At 62.2% G+C, this 21623-nt stretch carries 17 protein-coding genes; 9 read left to right on the top strand and 8 right to left on the bottom strand.

Going from position 1 to position 21623, the window contains the following annotated elements; genetic code table 11:
* Positions 1–28 precede the first annotated feature (28 nt).
* Together FHS09_RS00420 and FHS09_RS00425 are read right to left on the bottom strand one after the other, a co-directional pair.
* Positions 29–988, bottom strand: a complete 960-nt coding sequence (locus FHS09_RS00420) for a response regulator transcription factor (protein ID WP_183455573.1) — start codon at positions 986–988, stop codon at positions 29–31.
* Complete coding sequence (locus FHS09_RS00425; RefSeq protein ID WP_343057357.1) at positions 988–4470, bottom strand: ATP-binding protein; 3483 nt, start codon at positions 4468–4470, stop codon at positions 988–990. The genes FHS09_RS00420 and FHS09_RS00425 overlap by 1 nt, the downstream gene beginning before the upstream one ends.
* Positions 4471–4648: 178 nt before the next feature.
* Here FHS09_RS00425 and FHS09_RS00430 point away from each other — a divergent pair, with 178 nt between their 5' ends.
* The 6 genes from FHS09_RS00430 to urtE all read left to right on the top strand — a co-directional run bounded on the left by FHS09_RS00430 (position 4649) and on the right by urtE (position 11936).
* Positions 4649–5797, top strand: coding sequence for a porin family protein (locus FHS09_RS00430; RefSeq protein WP_183455574.1), 1149 nt, complete (start codon positions 4649–4651; stop codon positions 5795–5797).
* Between the two features lie 229 nt (positions 5798–6026).
* Complete coding sequence (gene urtA, locus FHS09_RS00435) at positions 6027–7286, top strand: urea ABC transporter substrate-binding protein (RefSeq protein ID WP_343057374.1); 1260 nt, start codon at positions 6027–6029, stop codon at positions 7284–7286.
* A 246-nt stretch (positions 7287–7532) separates the two neighbouring features.
* Complete coding sequence (gene urtB / locus FHS09_RS00440) at positions 7533–9200, top strand: urea ABC transporter permease subunit UrtB (protein WP_343057358.1); 1668 nt, start codon at positions 7533–7535, stop codon at positions 9198–9200.
* Complete coding sequence (gene urtC / locus FHS09_RS00445; protein ID WP_183455576.1) at positions 9197–10414, top strand: urea ABC transporter permease subunit UrtC; 1218 nt, start codon at positions 9197–9199, stop codon at positions 10412–10414. The genes urtB and urtC overlap by 4 nt, the downstream gene beginning before the upstream one ends.
* Entirely contained in the window at positions 10411–11244 is an 834-nt protein-coding gene (gene urtD / locus FHS09_RS00450; protein WP_183455577.1) for an urea ABC transporter ATP-binding protein UrtD, read from the top strand. The genes urtC and urtD overlap by 4 nt, the downstream gene beginning before the upstream one ends.
* Entirely contained in the window at positions 11241–11936 is a 696-nt protein-coding gene (gene urtE, locus FHS09_RS00455; protein ID WP_183455578.1) for an urea ABC transporter ATP-binding subunit UrtE, read from the top strand. Before urtD ends, urtE begins: the two co-directional genes overlap by 4 nt.
* Before the next feature lie 293 nt (positions 11937–12229).
* Here urtE and holA read toward each other — a convergent pair whose 3' ends face one another.
* The 4 genes from holA to leuS are packed head-to-tail and all read right to left on the bottom strand — an operon-like array spanning position 12230 to position 16894.
* Positions 12230–13231, bottom strand: a complete 1002-nt coding sequence (gene holA / locus FHS09_RS00460; RefSeq protein ID WP_183455579.1) for a DNA polymerase III subunit delta — start codon at positions 13229–13231, stop codon at positions 12230–12232.
* Positions 13232–13235: 4 nt separating this feature from the next.
* Positions 13236–13760 (bottom strand): LPS-assembly lipoprotein LptE, encoded by a 525-nt coding sequence (locus FHS09_RS00465; protein WP_183455580.1) that lies wholly within the window; start codon positions 13758–13760, stop codon positions 13236–13238.
* A complete protein-coding gene (locus FHS09_RS00470) occupies positions 13757–14236 on the bottom strand; it encodes a hypothetical protein (protein ID WP_183455581.1) in 480 nt (159 codons plus the stop codon). The genes FHS09_RS00465 and FHS09_RS00470 overlap by 4 nt, the downstream gene beginning before the upstream one ends.
* 48 nt (positions 14237–14284) lie before the next feature.
* Positions 14285–16894 (bottom strand): leucine--tRNA ligase, encoded by a 2610-nt coding sequence (gene leuS / locus FHS09_RS00475; RefSeq protein ID WP_183455583.1) that lies wholly within the window; start codon positions 16892–16894, stop codon positions 14285–14287.
* 110 nt (positions 16895–17004) lie between these two features.
* On the opposite strand from leuS, the gene FHS09_RS00480 reads away from it, so the two are divergent.
* The 3 genes from FHS09_RS00480 (at position 17005) to FHS09_RS00490 (ending at position 18794) form a co-directional block, all read left to right on the top strand.
* The gene (locus FHS09_RS00480; RefSeq protein ID WP_183455585.1) at positions 17005–17457 is read left to right on the top strand and encodes a zinc ribbon-containing protein; all 453 of its coding nucleotides are present in this window, start codon (positions 17005–17007) and stop codon (positions 17455–17457) included.
* An 8-nt stretch (positions 17458–17465) separates the two neighbouring features.
* On the top strand, positions 17466–18242 hold the full coding sequence (locus tag FHS09_RS00485; protein WP_343057360.1) for a YdcF family protein: 777 nt from the start codon (positions 17466–17468) through the stop codon (positions 18240–18242).
* A 147-nt stretch (positions 18243–18389) separates the two neighbouring features.
* Entirely contained in the window at positions 18390–18794 is a 405-nt protein-coding gene (locus FHS09_RS00490) for a hypothetical protein (protein WP_343057361.1), read from the top strand.
* Positions 18795–18934: 140 nt separating this feature from the next.
* Here FHS09_RS00490 and FHS09_RS00495 read toward each other — a convergent pair whose 3' ends face one another.
* Together FHS09_RS00495 and lnt are read right to left on the bottom strand one after the other, a co-directional pair.
* Positions 18935–19858, bottom strand: a complete 924-nt coding sequence (locus FHS09_RS00495) for a TIGR01777 family oxidoreductase (protein ID WP_183455586.1) — start codon at positions 19856–19858, stop codon at positions 18935–18937.
* A 170-nt stretch (positions 19859–20028) separates the two neighbouring features.
* The gene (lnt, locus tag FHS09_RS00500; RefSeq protein ID WP_183455588.1) at positions 20029–21618 is read right to left on the bottom strand and encodes an apolipoprotein N-acyltransferase; all 1590 of its coding nucleotides are present in this window, start codon (positions 21616–21618) and stop codon (positions 20029–20031) included.
* Positions 21619–21623: the final 5 nt, after the last annotated feature.

Here is a 21623-nt window from a genome sequence, read left to right on the forward strand (position 1 = left end):
CGCAAACCCGGGTTGAAAAAGGCTTCGCTCAGGAATCCGCATTCAGCGTGCGGATGGCGACGCCTGCCGCCGTCGTGCGGTTCTCCACGCCCAGCTTGGAAAAGATCCCTTCCAGGTGTTTGTTCACGGTGCGCGGGCTGACCGCGAGAATTTCGCCGATTTCCCGATTCGTTTTGCCGTTGGCAATCCAGAACAGCACCTCTGATTCGCGCTTGGTCAGCGACAGCTTTTCCCGCAGCAGCTCTTCGCCCGCCGGTCGGCCGCCATCCTGCAATCGGAGCAGGCAGGTGCCATCCCGCCGGTGTTCAATAAACCGGACTTCCAGTGGTTTTTGCAGCTGCGGGAGTTTCAGGGTCTGGCTGGCCGCAGGTCGGTGTGAAAGCCACTGCTGTAATGCTTCTACCAACTGCCGTTGCCGCTCGCCTTCGGTGGCGCCGGCACTGCTCAGCAGTGCGTAGGTCTGCGGCGTGGCCCACTGCATCCTGCCCTCCAGGTCGACGGTAAACAGGAACTGGCCGGTGGAGTCCAGGGCCTGGTGGGCGCTGCTGGTCAGGCGCGCGTTGGTCAGGTGAACGCGCATGCGCGCCAGCAGTTCGTCGGGCTGGATGGGTTTGGTCAGGTAGTCGACACTGCCGCATTCCAGCCCCTTGACGATATTGTCGGAATCGGTGAGTCCGGTCATAAAAATAACCGGGATCGCCGCCAGCTCCGGGTCGCTTTTCAACAGGCGGCAGGTTTCAAAACCGTCCAGCCCCGGCATCACCGCATCCAGCAGGATCATGTCCGGGCGCAGGCGCCGGGCGATATTCAGTGCCTGGTTGCCATCCAGCGCGACCAGCACGTTGACGCCGGCCTGTTCCAGGGTGTCGTTGATCAGGCTCAGGGTGTCCGGAGAGTCGTCCACCACCAGGACGATATCGCTACAGTTGGCGGAAGGGCCATGTGCGGATGGTCGGACGGCATCAGTGGCGTTGTCTGGGCCTGCCATTAACACTCCCTCTCTTCCAGTGCTTCACTCAGTTGTTCAAAATGCATGGTGTCGGCCAGCTGGCGGAACTGGTCGATACGCCCCGGGTCGGTAATTTTACCCGCGGCGATCTTGTCCAGCGTGGTGTGTACGCCGTTGCGGTAACCGATGCGGGCGTAGGCGAGCAATTCTGTCAGCAACGGATGGTCTGCCAGCGGCTCCTGCGCTTCCCGCTTGCCGGGGCGCGCCCGCAGCGGCTGCTTGTCCGCGGCATACTCCCACTGCAGCGTCAGCAAGCGGCCGATGGTGTCGAGCAGCTTGCGGTTGTTGAGCGGCTTGACCAGATAGGCATCGTGACGGGGGTTGTCCGCACCCAGTCCGCCGGGTTTGAGATGCCGTTCCTGCGCGTCGGCGGACAGCATGATGATCGGCACGCGGATATCCTGGTCGCGCAGATTTTCCGCCAGTTGCAGGCCGTCCATGCCGGGCATGCTGACATCGAGCAGGAACAGATCCGGCTTGTGCTGTCTTACCAGGGCCAGGCAGTCCTCGGCGCTCTGGGCTTCCAGCAGGGAAAAACCGAGCGGGGCCAGCAGGTCGGCAATCAGGCCGCGGTGGATGGGCTCGTCGTCCACCACCATCACGGTGCGCCGCGGGCCGACGTAGCCATCGATTTGTTGCGCGGGCATCGCCTGGTGGTGCGCGGAGTCCACCCACGAGAGCAGCAGCGAAACGGTAAAGCGGCTACCCTTACCCAACTCGCTTTCCACCCGCAACTCCCCGCCCATGATTTCCGTCAACAGGTACGAAATGGTCAGGCCGAGGCCGGTGCCGGTAGCCACCGGGGCAACGCCGTTGCGGACCCGCTCGAAGGGTTTGAGGATGCGCGCAATATCGTTGCGGTGAATACCGATGCCGGTGTCGACGATGGAAAATTCCGCCACCTGATTGCGGTAGCGGATATGAAAATCCACCTGTCCCTCGCGGGTGTACTTGATGGCGTTGGAGAGCAGGTTGATGAGTATCTGCCGCAATCGTTTCTCGTCCGCGATGACGGTGGATGGCAGCGGGTTGTGGATATGACAGTAGAGGCTGATGCCCTTGGCCTCCGCCTGTGGGAGGAACATATCCACCATCTGTTCGATCAGCTCCGGCAGGCGCACCTGGTTGCGGTAGATATCGAGGCGGCCGGTCTCGATCTTGGAAATATCCAGCAACCCCTCGATCAGGTCGGTGAGGTATTCGCTGCTGCGCCTGATGATGCGCAGCGCGTTGCGGTGTCGCTCGGGAATATCCTGTTGCTGGTTGAGCAGCTGTGCGTAGCCGAGGATCGACTGCAGCGGCGTGCGCAGCTCGTGGCTGATGCCGGACAGGTAGCGGCTCTTGGCGCTGTTGGCACTCTCGGCCTGTTCCTTGGCCAGCTGCAGCGCGCGGTCGGTTTCCTGGTGCGCCTCTATCTCGTTCAGCAGCAGGCGGGTCTGGCGGTTGGATTCCAGCTGGGCCACCACGCGGCTGTCGTGGGTAAGCAGGAACAGCCAGGAGAGCACCCCCGCCACCAGCAGCAACACTACGAACAGGGTCCACAGGGTGTCCTGCAGCAGTTTGGCCTCGGCGGCGGTGGCTGGCTGCATCTGGCCGTAGATAAGGGCAAAAAAACCGGCGATGCACAGGCTGGCGCCCATCAGCAGCAGGGCGAAGCGCCCCAGCCGCGAGTCGATGCCGTCGACAATCGGCGCCGGCACCAGCATTTTCAGCAATGCGACAACCTGTCGTGAAAAGCGCGCATCCGGCTTGCAGCTGTCCAGACAGCGGGAATCCAGCGAGCAGCACAGGGAGCAAATGGGGCCCCGATAGGCGGGGCAGTGGCTCATATCTGGGGACTCGAACTGGTTTTCGCAGATGCAGCAGGTGAGCGGCGACTGGTTTGCCGGCGGCGCTTCTACCGCGGGAATAACTGTTACCTCACCGGGTGCGAGGGGGAAGTCGGTGTGGCGGGCGAGATAAAAGCGGCCGCGGGTGGCGATGCCCAGCAATGGCACCATGACGAAGCAGATCGCCAGGCTGATAAAACTGGCGAAGTTCTTCGCCCCGTCACCGAGGTAGCCGAGGTAGCAGACAATGCCGATGGCGGAGGCGAACAGCATGGAGCCGACCCCCACCGGGTTGAAGTCGTACAGGTGCGAGCGCTTGAACTCCACATAGGAAGGGCTGATGCCCAGCGGCTTGTTGATCATCAGGTCCGCGGACAGGCAGCCGAGCCAGCTGATGGCAACGAGCGAGAAAATTCCCAAAACGCCTTCCAGTGCGCGGTAAATGCCGAGCTCCATCAGGATCAGCGCGATGCTTACGTTGAACACCAGCCAGACGACGCGGCCGGGATGGCTGCGCGTGAGCCGCGAGAAAAAATTCGACCAGGCAATGGAGCCGGCGTAGGCATTGGTCACGTTGATCTTCATTTGCGAGATGATCACCATCACGCCGGCCAGCATCAGTGACATAGTGGGGGACTGGGTCAGGTAGTTGAAGACCATCTGGTACATGTATACCGGGTCAGTTGCCTGGCTTGCGGAGGCACCGCCGGTGAAGGCGAGGTAGGCGAGGAAGGAACCGAGCAGCATTTTGATCACGCCGATCAGTATCCAGCCGGGACCGGCCAGGGTGAGCCAGAACCACCATCGGTAGCGATTCTCGCGGGTTTTTTCCGGCATGAAGCGCAGGTAGTCCACCTGTTCGCCGATCTGCGCCACCATGGCGAAGAAGACAGAGGCGGCGGCGCCGAACAGCATCCAGTCGAAACTGTGACTGCCGGGCGTCTGTTGTGGCGCGAACTGAGTCCAGTCTCCCACGCGGGAGAGTTCGAACCAGGCCGCCGTGAAAAGCGCCAGGCATTGCAGCAGCAGCCACAGGGGTTGGGTGCCGATCTGGAACTTGCTGACCGCGTGAATGCCGTGGGTCACGATGGGAATCACCGCGAGCGCGCAAAGGATGTAGCCGATAAATGGAGGAATACCGAACAGGGCGTGCAGCGCGGAGGTGAGGATGGCGGCCTCGATGGCGAAAAAGATAAAGGTGAAGGAGGCGTAGATCAGCGAAGTGATGGTGGAGCCCAGGTAGCCGAAACCGGCGCCGCGGGTGAGCAGGTCTATGTCCAGCCCGTGTTTGGCAGCGTAGTAGCTGATCGGGAATCCGGTTATGAATATCACCGCCGCCACTGCGAGCATCGCGGCCACGGTGTTGGTAAAGCCGTAATTCAGGGTCACCGATGCGGCTATGGCCTCCAGTGCCAGGAACGCCGTGGCGCCCAGCGCAGTTTTGGCGACCTGTTCGATGGACCAACGGCGCCCGCGCACGGCGGTAAAACGCAGCGCGAAATCTTCGAGCGTCTCGTCTCCCACCCACTTGTTGTAATGCCGCCGGACGCGGAATACCTGCTGTGCGGGTCGCATGGCCTGCCTGTTGTCGTTATCGTTGTTGCCCGTGAACATCTCTACCACCGGGGTCACTGCCTTTCAGTCCGGAGGCCTGCAAATTCCCCCTTCCTTAGTATATGTCGTCGTGTCCCTGAAAAAACCGTCAAATGACGTAGTTCCGTAGGTCAATCTGCGTATGGAGCCCCTGTTGTCCCCGACGAATAATCGGTAGCAGCAAAAAACAACCGATCGATAATCAAGGGGGGCAAGTATGGAACAGTTGATCAACAGGCCGCACGCGCGGCAAGGCGGGGCCTTGTGGCGCAGCGCCGGCCTACTGGCGGCGCTGGGGCTGGCAGCGGCACCGCTGCCGGCACTGGCGGGCAAGAAGGTGGAAATGGAAGGGGGGCAGTGGTTCAGCATCGGCGCCGGGTTCCGATCGCAGTTCGAATCCGTCGACAGCGACAGTGACTTTTCCCTGCCGGATATCCGCGTCTATACCGCCGGCCAACTGCACGAGAATGTGAAGTTTACCTTCAACCTGCAGCAGCGGGACGGCGACAGTGTCGATGTGCTCGATGCTATCGCGCAGTTTGAGTTCGCGCCCCAGTTCAATATCTGGGCCGGCCGCATGCTCACACCCGCGGACCGTATCGAGATGAGCGGCCCCTATTACGCGCTGAGCTGGAACCAGTACCGCCAGCCCCTCTATCCGTCGGACCAGGGTGGCCAAGCGGGTCTTATCGGCCGCGATGAAGGGGTTACCTTCTGGGGCACGGCCGGCAAGTTCCAGTATGCGGCCGGTGCCTTCTACGGCCTGGAAGACTACAGCAACACCGACGACAAACGCCTGTATGCCGCGCGCTTTGCGTATAACTTCCTGAACATGGAAGCCAACCCCGGCTACTACACCAGCTCCACCTACTACGGCGACCTCGGCAACATCTTCACTCTGGCCCTGTCGCTGCAGAACCAGGCCGACGGTACCGGCAGCGCGGAAAGCGCCGGTGACTTCTCGGGTTACACCCTCGACCTGCTTTCCGAAACCGTGCTCGGCGGCGGTGGCGTACTGACGGTGGAAGCGGAATACAAGAGCTTTGAAGCCGACTATACGCTGGCCTCTCCGCCCCCCGCGGGTGACTGCTTCTGCCTGTTTGACGGCGACTCCGCCTTTGTCACCGCCGCTTACCTGTTCTCCAACAGCACCGGCCCGGGCAAGTTCCAGCCCTATCTGCGCCTGGTGGAAAACAGCCCCTCCGATGCCGACAGCAGCAGCTCTGCCGAATTGGGGCTCAACTACGTGGTGAACGGCCACAACACACGCTTCAACCTCAGCTTTGTCAGCGGCGATGCCAACGCGAGCGGCTACGCCGGTGACGATGTGGACATTATCAACCTTGGTATGCAGGTGCAGCTGTAAGGGCCTGACCGGCTCCCCCTCTCCCTAACCCTCTCCCCCAAAGGGGGAGAGGGGACTGTCGGGGTGAGTAGTTACCGTACAGGGATGTATTTAAGGGGAGCGCCCAGCCCGTGTCCCACAAAGGGCTACCCCACCTGGCGCCCCGATTTGAACCCCGAAACTCGAGTGTTAACAAATAAGTTTTCAAAAGGAGATCAACCTTATGAACGTAAAGAAATTCGTCGCCGGAATGGCACTGGCCGCCGGGACCAGCGTATTGAGCGCGGCGGTTATGGCTGCCGACACCATCAAAGTCGGTGTGCTGCACTCCCTGTCCGGCACCATGGCCATCAGTGAAACCACCCTCAAGGACACGGTCCTGATGATGGTGGACGAGCAGAACAGGAAGGGCGGCCTGCTGGGGAAAAAACTCGAGGCGGTGGTCGTGGATCCGGCCTCCGACTGGCCGCTGTTTGCGGAGAAGACCCGCGAGCTGCTCACCAAAGAGAAGGTCGACGTCATTTTCGGCTGCTGGACCTCCGTGTCGCGCAAGTCCGTGCTGCCGGTGATTGAAGAGCTGAACGGCCTGATGTTCTACCCGGTGCAGTACGAGGGGGAAGAGTCTTCCAAGAACGTCTTTTACACCGGCGCGTCGCCGAACCAGCAGGCCATTCCGGCGGTGGATTATTTGATGAACGACCTGGAGGTGGAGCGTTGGGTGCTGGCGGGCACCGACTACGTCTACCCGCGCACCACCAACAAGATCCTTGAAGCCTATCTCGAGGCCAAGGGGGTCGACAAAAAAGACATCATGGTCAACTACACCCCGTTTGGTCATTCCGATTGGCAGAGCATCGTCGCCGACATCAAGAAGTTCGGCGGCGCGGGCAAGAAGACCGCGGTGGTATCCACTATCAACGGGGATGCCAATGTGCCTTTCTACAAGGAACTGGCCAACCAGGGCGTCAGCGCCGAAGACATTCCGGTGGTGGCCTTCTCCGTGGGCGAGGAAGAACTCTCCGGCATCGATACCCGTCCGCTGGTCGGTCACCTGGCGGCCTGGAACTATTTCCAGGGCGTGGACAGCGAGGCCAACGAGCGCTTCATCCAGGAATGGAAAAAATTCACCGGCGATGAAAAGCGGGTAACCAACGACCCTATGGAAGCTACCTATATCGGTTTCAACATGTGGGCCAAGGCGGTGGAAAAGGCGGAGACCACCGATGTGGACGCGGTGGAGCAGGCCATGATCGGTATCGAGTTCCCCAACCTGTCCGGCGGCGTCGCCAAGATGAACAAAAACCACCATCTCTCCAAGCCGGTCTTTATCGGCGAGATCCAGGATGACGGCCAGTTTGAAGTGGTCTGGGAAACCGACGGCCTGGTGGCCGGCGATGCCTGGTCCGACTTTCTGCCGGGCTCCAAAGACCTGATCGCCGACTGGACCGCGCCCATCAAGTGCGGCAACTACAACACCAAGGCCAAGGCCTGTGGAGGTCAGGGACAGTAATTCCATCTCCGGTTTGCCAGGATACTGTACTAATAACTCAAGTTTCGGAGTTCGGAGATGGGCCGGGAGGGGGAGCGCTTTCCGGGACACGCTGTGAATACATCCCTGTACGCTCGTAATCGACATCCCTGTCTCATACGGTCCCGGAAAGCGCTCCCCCTCCCGGCCTGCGAGTTCAGTGGCGGTTTCTGATTAACTCCGAAACTTGAGTAAAAACTCCTCTGTAAATTATATGGAGTTACACAAGTGAAACATTTGCTATTGACCGGTTGCCTGCTGCTGGCACTGGTGACGACACTGCCGGCCGCGAGCGCCGGCAGTGTCGTTTCGGAGCAGGCAGCGCCGTCCGCCACGCCGGCGTCCGAGGAGCCCGGCGGTAATCGCCAGGTACTACTGGCGCGGCTCACCCGGGCCAGCTTGCGCGAGAGCGCAGAGGTGCTGGACCAGCTCGAACGCTCCGGTGGCCGCGCGATGCGCGGGCTCTTTGCCGCCATGCTCGCGGGAGACCTTTACTACCACCGTGAGACCGGCCGGTTGATGGCGGTACAAAAGAATCCGGCCGGAGAGCGGATCGGCAGCGATATCTTTACCGGAGAGGGCCTGGGGGTACAGTCGCGTGGTTCGATCAAGAAAGTCCGCGTGAACAACCGCCTGCGCAGCCACCTGCGCGATGCCATTGCCCGCATTGATCTGATGCACGGCACTGAGGCGCAAAAGGAGGGCGCAGTGCTGGCAATCCTGGATGACCTGAGCCCGCAGAATATGCGTCTGCTGCAGGTCACCGCCGACGCCGGCCAGAGCGACAGGGTGAGCGAACTGATTGAACTGGCGCGGGCGATGGTGGAGCTGCGCGATTCCAGCGTAACGGACGCACGGTTGTCGGCTATCGCCGTGATGAGCGGGCGTCTCGAAGCGCCGGTGCGCAACCAGTTGCAACGCCTGCTCGACGACGAGCGCGAAAGCGACAGGAAAATTCGCATAGCTGCTCAGCAGTCGCTGGAAGAAATTGAGGGCCGTATAGCGTTCTACGATTTTATGGAACAGCTGTTTTTTGGCCTGAGCCTCGGTTCGGTGCTGCTGCTCGCGGCCATCGGTCTGGCTATTACCTTTGGTGTGATGGGTGTGATCAATATGGCTCACGGTGAAATGATCATGCTCGGCGCCTATACCACCTACGTGGTGCAGCAGCTGATGCCCGGTGCCATCGAATACTCCCTGGTCGTGGCGGTGCCGGCGGCGTTCCTGGTTTCGGGTAGTGTGGGGGTATTGATCGAGCGCGGTGTCATCCGTCACCTGCAGGGGCGCCCGCTGGAAACCCTGCTGGCCACTTTCGGTATCAGCCTGATCCTGCAACAGGCGGTGCGCACGATTTTCTCACCGCTCAATATGCCGGTAGTTACGCCCGGCTGGATGAGCGGCGTCTTCGCCATCAACCCAGTGTTCTCTGTCACCTTTAACCGCCTTTACATCCTGTTGTTTGCGCTCGCCGTATTTGCGCTGCTGCTGGTGACCCTGAAGAAAACTTCCCTGGGCTTGAACGTGCGCGCGGTGTCGCAGAATCGCGACATGGCAAAGGCCATGGGGGTACGCACGGAAATGGTGGATGCCATGACCTTCGGCCTGGGCTCGGGTATTGCCGGGGTGGCCGGTGTGGCGCTGAGCCAGCTGACCAATGTGGGGCCGAATCTCGGGCAGTCCTACATCATCGATTCATTCATGGTGGTGGTGTTCGGTGGTGTCGGCAATCTGCTCGGCACCCTCGTCGGTGGCTTCTCCCTCGGTGTGACCAACAAGTTCCTCGAGCCCGCCACCGGCGCGGTGCTGGCGAACATCATCGTGCTGGTGTGCCTGATCCTGTTTATCCAGAAGCGGCCCAAGGGGCTGTTTCCGCAGCGCGGGAGGGCCGCCGAATGACGACTGTGGAACACAACCGATCCCTGTTTGGCAACCTGGCCGGCGCGCTGGCGCAGCTGCGTGCGCCGGGCGAGGGTTCCTCGCTACTGGTGGCGATCCTGCTCGGGGTCACGCTGCTGATGTCGGCTGCCAACCTGCTGTTGCCCGCCGAATCGCCGCTATACGTGAGCACCTACACCATCACGCTGATGGGCAAGTACCTGTGCTTTGCCATGCTGGCGATGGCGGTGGATATCGTGTGGGGATACTGCGGCATCCTGAGCCTCGGTCACGGCGCCTTCTTCGCGCTGGGCGGCTACGGTATGGGCATGTACCTGATGCGTCAGATCGGCGATCGCGGTGTCTACGGCAATCCGGACCTGCCGGATTTCATGGTGTTCCTCAACTGGCAGGAGCTGCCCTGGTACTGGCAGGGTATGGACCAGTTCTGGTTCGCGCTGCTGATGGCCCTGCTGGTGCCGGGCCTGCTGGCGTTTGTGTTCGGCTGGTTGGCGTTCCGATCGCGCGTCACCGGGGTATACCTGTCGATCATGACCCAGGCGCTCACCTACGCCCTGATGCTGGCCTTCTTCCGCAACGAGATGGGATTCGGCGGCAATAACGGCCTGACGGACTTCAAGGACATGCTCGGCTTCGACCTGCAGGCCGATGGCACCCGCGTGGCTCTGTTGATGGCGACGGCACTGCTATTGGCGCTTACCTTTGTCGCCAGCCGTGCCATCGTGCAATCGCGGCTGGGGCGCGTGGTGGTGGCCATCCGCGATGCCGAGCCGCGCGCGCGTTTTCTCGGCTACCGCACCGAAGGCTACAAGGTGTGGCTGTTCGTCTATTCCGCGCTGGTGGCGGCCGTGGCGGGCATGCTCTACGTGCCCCAGGTGGGCATCATCAATCCGGGAGAGTTTTCGCCACTCAATTCCATCGAAGTGGTGGTGTGGGTGGCGGTCGGCGGCCGCGGCACCTTGTACGGCGCCATAGTCGGTGCCCTGCTGGTGAACTACGCCAAGACCCGTTTTACCGCGGTGATGCCGGACGGCTGGCTGTTTGCCCTCGGCACCCTGTTCGTGGTGGTCACCGTACTGCTGCCGAAAGGCCTCGCCGGCCTGCTGCAGCGCGGCCGGACGACAGATGCGGAAACGCGAGGGGAAAATAATACAGGCGAAGTTTCCGCAGGCGATGCGCCTGCTGAACCGATCACTGGGGAGGCTCGGGCATGAATGTAACGGCACAGGCACGGGAACTGCTGCGACGCGATACCACCTGGCCATTTCTGGTACCGCGCCAGCGGGCCGTGGACGTCTCACATCAGGTGATCCTGTACGTCGAGGGACTGAGTGTCAGTTTCGATGGCTTCAAGGCGTTGAACGATCTGAATCTCTATGTGAATGACGGCGAGCTGCGCTGCCTGATCGGGGCCAACGGCGCGGGCAAAACCACGCTGATGGACGTGATCACCGGCAAGACCCGCTGCGATAGCGGCAGCGCCTGGTTCGGCCGGAACATCGACCTGCTGGCGCACGACGAGGCGGCGATTGCGCAGCTGGGTATCGGGCGCAAATTCCAGAAGCCCACCGTGTTCGAGGCACACACGGTGTACACCAACCTGGAGCTCTCCCTGAAAGGCAGCAAGGGTGCCTGGTCTGCGCTGACTGCAGCCCTCACCGGTGAGCAGCGCGACCGCATCGATCGCGTGCTGGAAACCATCGGGCTGGTGAATGCGCGCTACCAACTCGCCGGCGCTCTCTCCCACGGGCAGAAGCAATGGCTGGAAATCGGCATGTTGCTGGCGGCCGAGCCGCGCCTGCTGCTGATCGACGAACCCGTTGCGGGCATGACCGCGGAAGAGGCCGAGCGCACCGCGGAACTGCTCACCTCTTTGGCCGGCGAGCACACGGTGATCGTGGTGGAACACGATATGGAATTTGTGCGCAGCATAGCGCGCACGGTGACGGTACTGCACCAGGGAGCGGTACTGGCGGAGGGCACCATGGACCAGGTGCAGAACAATCCCGACGTGATCGAGGTTTACCTGGGGGAGGACGCATGATCCGAATCGAAAAACTCAACCAGAAATACGGCGGTACGCAGATTCTCTGGGATCTCGACCTGGATGTGGAGAAAGGTTCGTGCACCTGCATTATGGGCCGCAATGGCGCCGGCAAGACGACCCTGCTCAAGTGCCTGATGGGGCTGTTGCCGGCGAGCGACGGGCGCATTCTGTTCGGGGGCAAGCCCATTGAAGGGCGCGCGGCACAGGCGCGCGCGCATCTCGGCATCGGTTATGTGCCCCAGGGGCGGGATATCTTTCCGCTGCTGACGGTGGAGGAAAACCTGCAGATCGGTCTGCCGGCGCGCAAGGATAAAGCGCGCCGGATTCCCCAGCGGATCTTTGAACTGTTTCCGGTGCTGAAGGACATGCTGCACCGCCGCGGCGGCGACCTGTCCGGCGGCCAGCAACAGCAACTGGCCATCGGCCGCGCACTGGTGATCGATCCCAAGGTATTGATCCTCGACGAACCCAATGAAGGCATCCAGCCCAACATCGTGCGCCAGATCGGCGATGTGATCCGGATGCTGAACGAGGAGGACGGGCTGACGGTCATCCTGGTGGAGCAGAAACTGGGCTTCGCCCGCCGCGTCGGGCGCGAGTTCCGCCTGATGCAGAAGGGGCGGATTGTCGCCGCCGATCAAATGGCGAAACTGGACGACGGTTTGATTCGGCAGTACTTGGCGGTGTGAAGATTTCGGGCCAGCCTTAACTTAGAAGCCTGTACTGTGGGAGCCTGCCCAGCAGGCGATTGGGGCGGTGCTATCGGCAGTATTTGTTTCGCCAGCAGGGCTGGCTCCCACAGGGTTTATCCTTAACTCAGTGCCATCCGGGTCAGATGCTAATACCGTTACCTTAAGCGTTGTTTCCGTCGTAGGATGGGCAAAGGAGCGTAGCGTGCCCATCTTCCGGGACCTTGATGGGCACGCTACGCTTTGCCCATCCTACATATGCCGATTTTCGGCTTAAGGTAGCGGTATTAGGGTCAGATGCTGCGTTTGCCGGACAGGTTCAGTGAGAGTTCCAACAGGCCGGTCCAGGGATCCTGGTCCCTGCCGCCCTTGATGGCCGAGTCCACCGCGCGGGCGCGCAGCAACAGGCCTTCCAACTGGCGTGGACGCAGGCGGGAGAGGGCGGCCTGCACCAGAGGTTGGCGTTTCTGGATGCGAACCAGGCGCGCCAGTTGCTGGCCCTGATCCAGTTTCTCCCCAATTTCCAGCAGGCTGCGGATCTCCCGCGCCAGGGCCCAGAGTACGACCGGCGCCTCGACGCCCTCGGCGCGCAGGCCGTGCAGGGTTTTGATGGCGCCCCCGGCATCGCCGGCGAGCGCCTTGTCGATCAGGCCGAAGACGTCGTAGCGGGCGGAACTGGCGACCGCGTCGCTCATGGTTTCGGCGGTGATCAGGTTGTCGGTGCTGAGCAGCTTGAGCTTTTCAATTTCCTGGCTGGCGGCCAGCAGGTTGCCCTCCACGCGGGACGCCAGTATCTGGATCGCTTCCGGCTCCGCGTCCAGGCCGTTGGCGCGCAGGCGCTGGTGAATCCAGCGCGGCATTTCCTGTGCGTCTACCGGCCACACCTGAATCAGCACGCCTTTCTGGTCCAGCGTCTTGATCCACTTGCTGTTCAGTTGCGAGCGATCCAGCTTGGGCAGTACCAGCAACAGCAGCAGGTCGCCATCGGCGAGGCCCGCGAATTCCTGCAGTGCCTTGCTGCCCTTGTCGCCGGGTTTACCGTTCGGCAGGCGTACCTCGATGACTTTCTTTTCCGCGAACAGCGACATGCTGCCGGCGGAGGCCAGCAACAGGCCCCAGTCGAAATTGTGTTCCGCGTGCAGCAGTTCGCGCTCGCTGAACCCCTGTTTCCTGGCGGCGGCGCGAATGCTGTCACAGCACTCCTGCACCAGCAGCGGCTCGTCGCCGGAGACGATGTAGATGGGGGCCAGGCCCTTGTTCAAATTCTGCTGCAGTTGTCCGGGATTAATGCGCACGGGATCAGTAGCTCTTGTCTTCCGCCGGTGCATTGACGTCGATGCGGCGCAGCCGGTCGATAATGCGGCCGATCAGTTCGCGGCGCATTTCCTCGCGCAGCAGGATCTCCTCCTCGCCCTTGCTCACCACTTCGTTGTCGTCCCACTCCAGGGTGCGGTAGACGTCTGCCTCTGCGTGGTTCAGCAGGACGCGGCCGCTGCTGTCGCGCACGCTGTAGATGGCGCTGGTGATCAGTTCGTACTCCGAGGCGCGGCCTCTGGCGTCCACCGCCACGGTGCGCTTGCGCTCTATTTCCTTGTGAATGGTCAGTACGTAGTCGGCTTCCTCGGGGGTTTCCGCCATGGGCAGGCCGCCGTTTTGCAGCAGGCGGGTCAGTTCCTCGGCGATATCGCTGCGCGGGTCCTCTGCGAAGATGTACAGCTGGCTGCCCGGCGGGAAGTTCTTTGGCGCGCCGCGCAGGTGCCAGCCACAGCTGGCGGTGGCGATGAGGGTGAGCAGGACCAGGATGCGGCTGAAGTTTTGTTTCATTGTTTTCGCGAATAGAAAGTGTGATTGAGTTTCTGCGGCCGCTCGCCTTTGGTGACTGCCTGTATTCCAGGCGCATCGCCGAAGATCAGCTTGCCGTCGATAATGGTGATGATCTGCAGGATTTTCTGTTTGCCGCCAGGCAACTGCATGTCGCCACTGCGTAATTCGTGCACATCGATGTCGATTTGCCGCGCCGATTCGCCGCCCTCCGCGGATACTGACTCACCGAGCCGGTATTTGCCACTGGAGATGACTTCCATCCCCATGGTCCGCTTGCACTCGGCATCGGTGTAAAAAACCGTTTTGGCTGTGTAATCGCCGTCGGCGGTGAAACTGCTGGTGACCTGCAGGTAATTGCCCGAGGCCTTTTTGCACAGGCTCAACCAGTCGCCGACGAGTTCCTTGTCCAGTTCCGCAGCCTGTACCTGAACGGTGGCCAGCAGGCCGGCCACCAGGATTGCCAATCGATTTTTCACTGCCCGATCCCCCGAAGTGTGCGGTTTCCCCGGCGGCGCGCGGTCACATTATTTCGCAACAATGTTGACCAGCTTACCCGGCACGACGATGACTTTGCGAACCGTGGCGTCGCCGATAAATTTCTGTACGTTGTCGTTGGACAGCGCCAGCTTCTCCAGGGTTTCCTTGTCCGCGTCGGCCGGGGCTTCAAACTTCGCGCGCACCTTGCCGTTCACCTGCACCACCAGGGTGATGCTGGAGCGCACCAGCGCGTTTTCGTCCACCAGTGGCCACTGCGCGTCCACCAGCGGTGTGCTGTTGCCCAGCGCCTGCCACAGGCTGTGGCAGATATGCGGGGTCACGGGGGCGAGCAGCAGTACAGCGGCCTGCAGTGCTTCCCGTTCCACCGCCAGGCCCTGAACGCTTTCGCGCTCGGCCAGTTTGCCCACTTCGTTGAGCAGTTCCATCACCGCGGCCACAGCGGTGTTGAAGGTCTGTCGGCGACCGTAGTCATCGCTGACTTTCTGGATGGTCTCGTGGGTCTTGCGGCGCAGTTGCTGTTGTTGTTCGTTGAGCGCATCGGTGTCGATGTTTGCATTGCTGCCGCCGGCAGCGCGGTGGCTGTGCACTGTCTTCCACAGTTTGCGCAGGAAACGGCTGGCGCCCTCCACGCCGGCATCGTGCCACTCCAGGGTCTGTTCCGGCGGCGCGGCGAACATGGTGAACAGGCGCACGGTGTCCGCGCCGTATTGCTCCACTGTGGCGTGGGGATCTATGCCGTTGTTCTTCGACTTGGACATCTTCACCACGCCGCCGGGAATCACTTCCTCACCGGTGGAACGCTGCACCGCCTTGACCGGCTTGCCCTTGTCGTCCCGGGTTACTTCCACGTCGGTGGGGGCGATCCAGGTCTTGTGGCCATCGGTCTCCCGGTAAAAGGATTCCGCCAGCACCATGCCCTGGCACAGCAGCCGCTCGAAGGGTTCGTCGCTGTTCACCAGGCCCTCGTCGCGCATCAGCTTGTGGAAGAAGCGCGCGTAGAGCAGATGGAGGATGGCGTGTTCGATGCCGCCCACGTACTGGTCCACCGGCAGCCAGTAGTTGGCGCGCTCCGGGTCCAGCATTCCCTGGTCGAAATCCGGGCAGGTGTAGCGGGCGTAGTACCAACTGGATTCCATAAAGGTGTCGAAGGTGTCGGTCTCGCGCTCCACCGGCTCGCCGTTCAACTCGTCTTTGCGCCACGCCGGGTCTGCCTTGATCGGCGACTGGACACCGTCCAGTTCCACGTCCTCAGGCAGCAGTATCGGCAGCTTATCAGCCGGTACCGGGATCTCGCCGCCATCGGCCAGGTTGAATATGGGGATGGGGGCACCCCAGTAGCGCTGGCGGGATACGCCCCAGTCGCGCAGCCGGTAGTTGGTGGTAACGCGGCCCTTGCCCGCGGCCTTCAGGGCCTCGGCGATGGCGTCGAAGGCGGCACTGAAATCGAGTCCGTCGAACTGTTCAAAACCTGGACCGGAATTCACCAGCCGGCCTTTCTCCGCGAAGGCTTCCTTTTCCAGGTCGATGGCTTCGCCATCCGCAGGCTCCACCACCTGTTTGATCGGCAGGTGGTATTTGTGTGCGAATTCCCAGTCCCGTTGGTCGTGGGCCGGCACCGCCATCACTGCGCCGGAGCCGTAGTCCATCAGCACATAGTTGGCGATCCACACCGGAACCTCCTCGCCGGTGATCGGGTGGATGGCTTTGATACCGGTGTCCATCCCCTTCTTCTCCATGGTGGCCATATCGGCCTCGGAAAGGGACTGCTTCTTGCACTCGGCGATAAATTCTTTCAGTGCGGCGTTGTCATCCGCCAGCGCCAGGGCGATGGGGTGCTCGGCGGCGAGGGAGACGTAGGTGACGCCCATCAGGGTGTCAGGGCGGGTGGTGTAGACATCGAAGTGGTCGACGCCGGCAATGGTCCGCGGCAGCGCGAAGCTCAGCTCTACCCCCTTGCTCTTGCCGATCCAGTTGCGCTGCATGGTGCGCACCTGTTCCGGCCAGTGGGGCAGCTTGTCCAGGTCGGCGAGCAATTCTTCCGCGTAGTCGGTGATCTTGATGAACCACTGCGCCAGTTCACGGCGCTCCACGGTGGTGCCGCAGCGCCAGCAGCAGCTGTCTTCCACCTGCTCGTTGGCCAGTACTGTCTGGTCGTGGGGGCACCAGTTCACCGCCGAGTTCTTCTTGTAGACGAGGCCCTTTTCATAGAGGCGGGTGAAAAACCACTGTTCCCAGCGGTAGTAGGACGGCTGGCAGGTGGCCAGCTCCCGGGACCAGTCGAAGCCGAAGCCCAGCGCCTTCAACTGGCCTTTCATGTAATTGATATTGGCGTAGGTCCACACAGCCGGCGCCGTCTTGTTCTGGATGGCCGCGTTCTCCGCCGGCAGGCCGAAGGCGTCCCAGCCCATGGGGTGCAGTACATTCTTGCCCTGCATGCGCTGGTAGCGGGAGATCACGTCGGTGATGGTGTAATTGCGCACATGGCCCATGTGCAGCTTGCCGCTGGGGTAGGGGAACATGGAAAGACAGTAGAACTTCTCCCTGCTGGGGTCCTCCGTCACTTCAAAGCTCTTCTGCTCCTCCCAGAACTGCTGGGCGGACGCTTCGACTGCGGAGGGGTTGTACTGCTCTTCCATCGATTGGGGACCTATACTCTGTGATCGAAATTTGAGGGGAAATATTCAACCTACTCTGTAGGCGCAACATCGTTTACGATGCCGAAGCGCCGAATTATAGGAGGGATGCCGTGACGAAGGAACCGAAGCTGCCGCCGGAAGACGAGGACCTGACAGAAGAACTGCGCCGGGACCTGGAGAACCTGATAGAGGACGAACTGGCGGTGGAAGATCTCACCGCGAATAAGGTGGCCTTCCTGCGCGCCTGGTTGAAAGATGATCTGCACCGTGCCGGAGACTATATGCGCGGGTTGGGCGGTGAAATTCGGACCTTGGAAGAGCGCACCGGCGACTGGCTGCTGGATGCCGCCGACCCTACCGAGACCGCCTGGCCCAACTTGGTGCGCTGTATCCGGCGGGGCCAGCCCTGGGCCCTGGCCGGGGAGCGGGTCGGCGCGGGTGAAGAGCTGCAGTGCCTGGGCTGTGGCTACCGCGCCATGCCGCCGGAGAACAGCCAGATAACTCCCTGCCATCGCTGCGGCTACGGCTGCTTCCGGCAGATCGAAGGCGGCCTGGACGAATAGGAGTGGAAGTGCACACCACTCTGGCCGCTCTGGTGATGCCGCCGTTCCTCCCTTTGCTGGGCCTGTTGCTGGCCTTTGTCTTGTGGTTTTTCCCCGCCACTTCGCCTTTCGCCAAATTGTCACTGCCTCTTGCTATTCTCTCCTTTGCCGTCCTGTGGGTTTGCGCAACGCCGGCCTTCTCCTTCTGGCTCGGGGAGCGGCTGGACAGGATATCGGCGGCGCCGGAGGCGGTGCCCCAGGCGGTGGTGATTCTGGGCGGTGGCCGTTACCGGGATGAGAATTCCGGTAACGAGCGCCTTTCTGCCACCAGCCTGGAGCGGGTGATCTGGGCCATGGAAATGTCTCCCCCGCAGCTGCCGCTGATGGTTTCCGGCGGGCGGGTATACGAGGGGGAGCGGGCCCCGGAGGCCGAACTGATGGCCGGGGTGATACAGGAGCTGTTTCAACGCCCGGTGACTTGGCGCGAGAATTGCAGTCGAACAACCGCAGAGAATGCGGTCAACAGTGCGGCGCTGCTGCACGATTCCGGTGTGGAAAGTGTGGTGCTGGTGACCCACTGGTGGCATATGCCCCGCGCCGCGGAGGTGTTTGCCCGCTCCGGCCTGCAGGTGCAGCCCCTGCCGGTGGGCACTTCGGCCGAACTGCTGCCCCGGGCGCAGAGCGGACTGCTGCGCTGGTTGCCCAGCGCCCCGGCGCTGCTGCGCACCCAGGTGTACTGGCGGGAATGGCTGGCGCGTCGGTGGTACCACTGGACGGCCCTGCCGCCGGTGAGAATCTCCTGTTGAGGAACCTTTGGGGCGATGACAGCTCTTAAGCAGTCAACCCGACACCGAATACAGGATCGTTGAAAGCGCGTTACCGGCAAAGTCCGGGCGGTAGGCTCACAGTCGATTGATCGGACTGCCGGCAACTGTAGAAGTGGAGTGACGGCTGTGGACAACAATGAGAGAGGTACTTTCGAGATGACGGGCATCCCTTCGTCTTTTTCCCCAATCCAATTGCACAATCGTCTCAACCGCCCGGTGTGGCTGGGTTTCAGGCAAGGTCAGCAGGACAACCGTCAACTGATGTTTCTGTGCAGCGGCACGGACAGGGCGGCCCAGGTCAGCAAGAACTTCGAGACTTTTGCCGGGCAGATTGTGCGCGAGTTCAACCTCGATCCCGCCCAAGTGGATTTCGTCGAGCTGCGTGAAGAGGGCGACGAGCACCAATGGTACCGCTGGCACGCCCAGTGGGTGGGGACCGCGCCCATGGAGTGCCGCGCCGAGCAGGTGGTGGGGGAGTCGGGTCGCCGCTACCTCGCCCAGGCCCTCAGCCGCCCGATAGAGGCCGCGTAGCGGAATCAAGCGCCGTTGACTCGTCAACCGGCGCAGGCCGGTATCCAGTCTGGAGATGCCTGGTCCCGCGTAGCGGGCGACGCCATGGATGGCGCGAGTCCAAGGAGCGCAGCGACGTGCTCATTTTCCGGGCCTTCGAATTAACGCATCTGTCCCCTGACTTCTGTCTTCTGTCCTCTGGAAAGCAGGTCTTCCAGCGCCTGTTCCAGGGTGGGAAAGCGAAAGGTGTAGCCGCTTTCCAGGGCGGTGCGTGGCTCCATTCTCTGGCTGGCCAGCAGCAGTTCCTCGGCCATTTCCCCGAACATCAATTTCAGCGTCCACGCGGGTGTGCGCACCAGGCTGGGGCGATGCAATTGCTTGGCCAGCAGGCGGGCGAAGCTGTTGTTGGTCACCGCTTCGGGGGCGCAGGCGTTGAATGGCTGACACAGCCGGTGGTCGATGACGTGCAGCATCAGCCCCACGATATCTTCCTCGTGAATCCAGCTCATCCAGTGTTCGCCGGAACTCAGCGGGCCGCCCAGCCCGAGGCGAAAGGCCGGCAGCATCTGCGTCAGCGCGCCGCCGCGAGTGGAAAGGACTATGGCGGTGCGCATGATGCCCACGCAGATACCGGCTCGCTGCAGGGGCAGGGTGGCGGCCTCCCAGTCGCGGCACAGCTGCGCAGCGAAGCCGCCCCCGGGACCGCTGCTTTCCCGAAGCAGGTCGCCGCCGCGGTCGCCGTAGTAGCCCACCGCGGAGCCGGAGAGGAAATAAGAGGGCCGCTGTTCCCGGGAGAGGGTCCATTCCACCAGGTTTTCGGTGCTTTCGAGGCGGGAGCGGCGAATCTCTACGCGGCGCCTGCTGTTCCAGCGGCGCGAGATGGGTTCGCCCGCCAGATTCACCACGATATCGACCGGTGTGTGGACTTCGGTGAGACTGCGGCAGCCCACGGCCGTCTCGCCGCAGAGGTCGCGCACCTGTTCCGGCCGCCGGCTGAGCACGGTGATCGTATCGCCGCGGGCGAGCCAATACTGGCAAAACAGACGGCCGATCAGGCCAGTGCCGCCGCTGATTAAACAATGCATAGGGAAGGCATCCGTGCCGGCATTTGATTAGAGGCTTGGCGTATCGGCGGTCGGCGCGAAACGGTAGAGGGCGCCGACGCTGTGATACGGCTTATGCGCAGTTTAGGTGAAAGTGGACTGGGAAGTGGCAAATTTATATGCCGTACTAGCGTCCTGTGGGTACTACCGGCTCAGTCCGATGCCTCGCCAACCAGCGGCGTATCCGCCTGCGAGGTGTTTCTGCGCCGCAACAGCTGCGCGGAAACAAGCATCGGCAGCGCCAGTGCGAAGACGCCCCAGACGCCCGCGAGCATAAACGGCGTGCTGCCGCTCACCGCGCGGATACGGCCGACCAGTTCGGCCCGCTCGAACTGCGGCAGCCTGTCGATGATCTGCCCGCGGGGGTCCACGATGGCGGTCACGCCGGTGTTGGTGCCGCGCACCAGATAGCGGCCCGTTTCCAACGCGCGCATCTGCGCCATCTGCATATGTTGCAACGGACCGATAGAGTCGCCGAACCAGGCGTCGTTGCTGATGGTCAGCAGTACCTGGGTGGAGAGGGCGCTGTCCGCCACTACCTGCGGGTAGACGATTTCATAGCAGATCAGCGGGGCCCAGCTGGCGCCGCCGGCGTGCAGCGGTTGCTGGCCTTCATCCCCCGGGCGAATGAAGGAGGTGGGCAGGTCGAAGAATTCGATGGTGCCGCGAATCCATTCCTCCAGCGGTACATATTCGCCGAAGGGAACCAGGTGGCGCTTGTGATATACCTGCGGGCTGCGGCCGAATACCGCTGCCGAGTTGTGTATTATGCGCAGGCCGTTGTCATCACTGTCGTAGAGTACCCCGCTGATCAGGTCGATGCCGCTATTTTCCGCGTTGCGCTGCAGTGCCTGCATCAGGTTGGGCGCCTGGCGGTAGAACAGCGGCAGCGCCGCCTCGGGCCAGATGATCACGTCGACGCCGCGTTCGCTCAGAACCCGGGTGCCGTCCTGGTAGCGGCTGATGGTTTCGCCGCGGAACTCCGGCAACCACTTTTTCTCCTGGGGAATATTGGCCTGCACCAGGCCCACGGAGATTTCCTTCCCCTCCTGTGCCGTCCACTCCACCTGCGACAGCAGTGCGCCCAGTGGCCAGGGGAGGGCCGCTGCCAGCAGCAGGGCGATGTGCGCGCGCCTGTTTTGCGGGGTCAGCAGCGGCGCCAGGCGCCCGCTGGCGGCAAGGGCGATCACCGCCGCGGTGAATGCCAGCAGCAGGCCGATACCATAGACGCTTATCACCGGCGCCCAGCCGGACAGCCAGGTACCGATATGGGCGTAGCCGGCAAACAACCAGGGGAAGCCGGTAAAGATCCAGCTGCGCAGCCACTCGCTGACAAACCAAAGGGCGGCGAAGGCGAGGGCGAAGCTGCTTTTGTTGTCGGTAAACCGACCGAGGAAGTAAAACGGCAGTGCCAGCAGCAGTGCCATAATGGTCACAAAGGTGCCGGTGAGCAGCAGGCCCAGGGGCACCGAGGAGCCGCCGAACTGGGTGATGGAGACATACACCCAGGAGCCGCCACTGGCGAACAGGCCCAGGCCGTAGCAGAGTGCCAGCCACAGGCTGCGGCCTCCACCGAGCTGCCGGCCTTCGCCGGCGGCGCGCAGGTTCAGCCAGGCCAGCAGCGAGAGGGACAGCAGGCCGCAGATCCACCAGCCGAAAGGAGCCAGGGAGAGGGTTAGCAGGGCGCCGGCGGCGGCCGCCAATGCGGAATGCGGAATGCGGAATGCGGAATGTTTACTCATTCAGT

The organism is Microbulbifer rhizosphaerae (assembly GCF_014191725.1).
Classification (GTDB): Bacteria; Pseudomonadota; Gammaproteobacteria; order Pseudomonadales; family Cellvibrionaceae; genus Microbulbifer; species Microbulbifer rhizosphaerae.

Bases quoted from the DNA above. Each gene is read 5' to 3' on its own strand.
- FHS09_RS00420 (WP_183455573.1), bottom strand. From the start codon at position 988: ATGGCAGGCCCAGACAACGCCACTGATGCCGTCCGACCATCCGCACAT.
- FHS09_RS00430 (WP_183455574.1), top strand. From the start codon at position 4,649: ATGGAACAGTTGATCAACAGGCCGCACGCGCGGCAAGGCGGGGCCTTG.
- urtA (WP_343057374.1), top strand. From the start codon at position 6,027: ATGGCACTGGCCGCCGGGACCAGCGTATTGAGCGCGGCGGTTATGGCT.
- urtC (WP_183455576.1), top strand. From the start codon at position 9,197: ATGACGACTGTGGAACACAACCGATCCCTGTTTGGCAACCTGGCCGGC.
- urtD (WP_183455577.1), top strand. From the start codon at position 10,411: ATGAATGTAACGGCACAGGCACGGGAACTGCTGCGACGCGATACCACC.
- urtE (WP_183455578.1), top strand. From the start codon at position 11,241: ATGATCCGAATCGAAAAACTCAACCAGAAATACGGCGGTACGCAGATT.
- FHS09_RS00465 (WP_183455580.1), bottom strand. From the start codon at position 13,760: ATGAAACAAAACTTCAGCCGCATCCTGGTCCTGCTCACCCTCATCGCC.
- leuS (WP_183455583.1), bottom strand. From the start codon at position 16,894: ATGGAAGAGCAGTACAACCCCTCCGCAGTCGAAGCGTCCGCCCAGCAG.
- FHS09_RS00495 (WP_183455586.1), bottom strand. From the start codon at position 19,858: ATGCATTGTTTAATCAGCGGCGGCACTGGCCTGATCGGCCGTCTGTTT.
- lnt (WP_183455588.1), bottom strand. From the start codon at position 21,618: ATGAGTAAACATTCCGCATTCCGCATTCCGCATTCCGCATTGGCGGCC.